The sequence below is a fragment of the Tahibacter sp. genome (assembly GCF_035481375.1).
Taxonomy (GTDB): domain Bacteria; phylum Pseudomonadota; class Gammaproteobacteria; order Xanthomonadales; family Rhodanobacteraceae; genus Tahibacter.
The window spans coordinates 1-2,408 of record NZ_DATIGT010000020.1 but is presented as its reverse complement, the minus strand read 5'-3'; the positions used below and the strand labels follow the sequence as shown (position 1 = coordinate 2,408).

Sequence of the window (2,408 nt, the reverse complement as noted above, 5' to 3'; positions counted from 1 at the left end):
TTCCTGCCGTGCCGGCTCGATGCGTCGCTGTCGGCGCGCGTGCGCGCCGCGAGCCGCCGCTTCGACACGACGCCGTTCGTGCTGCTGCTGACGAGTTGGGCGTTGCTGCTGTCGCGTCTGTCGGGCCAGGACGACCTCGTCGTCGGCGTGCCGAGCGCGAACCGTTCCGCGCCCGAGACGCAGGATCTCGTCGGACTGCTCGTCAGCACCCTGCCGCTGCGCGTCCCGTTGAATGGCGCACCGCGCCTGTCGCTGCTGTTGAAACGCGTCGAACGCCGCATGCTCGACGCGCAGCAGCATCAGGACATCGCATTCGAGAAGATCGTCGAACTCGTCTGCTCGACGCGCAGCCTCGCCTACAACCCGCTGTTCCAGGTGCTGTTCGCGTGGCAGGGCGGGCGGCCGGAATCGTTGCGGATCGACGGACTGACGACGACGCTGCTGCGCGCGGACTGTTCGCCGCGCCACGCAAAGTTCGATCTGTCGCTGCTGCTGTTCGACGACGACGGCGTCATCCACGGCGGCATCGAGTACGCGAGCGCGCTGTTCGACGCGCCGACGATCGAACGCTGCCGCGATCACTGGTTCGCCGTGCTCGCGCAGCTCGTGCAGGGCGAGGACATCGACCCGCAGCGCGTCGAACTGCTGGCCCCGGCGCAGCGCAACGAACTGCTCGACCGCTGGAACGCGACCGCGCGCGATTTTCCGCGCGAGCGCTGCCTGCACGAACTCGTCGAAGCGCAGGCCGCCGAGACGCCCGACGCGATCGCCCTGGAGTTCGAGGCCGAATCGCTGACCTATGCCGAACTCGACCGGCGCGCGGCGCGGCTCGCCGCGCGCCTGCGCTCGCGCGGCGCGACCGTCGGCAGTTTCGTTGCGATCCATATTGCACGCAGTCCGGCGATGATCGTCGCCGTGCTCGCCGTGCTGAAGGCCGGCGCGGCCTATGTGCCGCTCGACACGCTGCATCCGTCCGCACGCAAGGCGCACATCCTCGACGACTGCCGGCCGGGCTGGCTGCTGCATGCCGGCGACGCGCCGGTGTTCGAGCGGCTCGCCGCACCGCCGCAGGCGATCGACGTGAGTGCGGACGACGACGGCGATGCCGCGCCGGCCGTTGCGACCGCGTCGACGCAGCTCGCCTATCTGATCTACACCTCGGGTTCGACCGGGCTGCCCAAGGGCGTCATGGTCGAGCATCGCTCGGTCGTCAACCGGCTCGTCTGGATGCTGCACCACTTTCCGATCGAGGCCGACGACGCCGTGCTGCAGAAGACCGCGCTCGGCTTCGACGTGTCGGTCTGGGAGATCTTCGTGCCGCTGATCTGCGGCGCGCGGCTCGTGCTGGCCGACAGCGGCGCGCAGGCCGACCCCGAACGCCTCGCGCGCATCCTGCGCGAGCGCCGCATCACGGTCGTGCATTTCGTGCCGTCGATGCTGCATCTGTTCCTCGCGCAGCTGCGCGGGGCGGTGTTTCCCGACCTGCATCACGTGATCTGCAGCGGCGAGGAACTGCCGCGCGTCGTCGTCGAGGATTTCCAGCACCGGCTGCCGCGCACCGCGCTGTACAACCTCTACGGGCCGACCGAGGCGTCGATCGAGGTCAGCTGGCATCGCTGCGAACTCGATCACGGCGCGCCGCGCGTGCCGATCGGACGGCCGATCGACAACTGCCGGCTCTACGTGCTCGACCGTCACCACCGGCTGCTGCCGCCCGGCGTGACCGGCGAGCTCTTCATCGGCGGCACGCCAGTCGCACGCGGCTACTTCCGGCGCCCGGCGCTGACGTCCGAGCGCTTCCTGCCCGATCCGCTGACCCGCGACGCGAATGCACGCATGTATAAAACCGGCGATCAGGCGCGCTGGCTGCCCAACGGCGAAGTCGACTTTCTCGGCCGCAACGACGCGCAGATCAAGCTGCGCGGTTTCCGCATCGAACCCAGCGAGATCGAAACGCAGCTCGCGCGCTTTCCCGGCGTCGAGGAAGCCGCCGTCGCGCTGCACCAGGACGCGACGCGCGGCGCGAGCCTCGTCGGCTACTGGGTCGGCGACGCCGCGATCGATGCCGCGGTGCTGCGCGACTATCTCGGCGCGGCGGTGCCCGACTACATGGTGCCGACGTTCTTCGTGCGGCTCGACCGCCTGCCGCTGAACGCGAACGGCAAGCTCGACCGCGCCGCGCTGCCGGCACCGGACACGGTCCGCGCCGGCGCGGCGTCCGCGCAGGCGTTCGAAGGCGAACTCGAACACCGGATCGCCGCGGTCTGGCACGAGGTGCTCGGCCGCAGCGGATTCGGCCGCGACGACAATTTCTTCGCCGTCGGCGGCCACTCGCTGCTGACCTTGCGGCTGCGCACGCGGCTCGCCGCCGCGGCGCTGCCGGTCGAGATCGCCGACCTGTTCCGTTA

1 protein-coding gene is annotated in these 2,408 nt (G+C 70.1%); it reads left to right on the top strand.

What is annotated here, in order from left to right; translation table 11 throughout:
• Window positions 1-2,408: amino acid adenylation domain-containing protein (locus VLF18_RS01130; RefSeq protein WP_325277775.1), on the top strand; the 2,408-nt coding region annotated here is incomplete at both ends.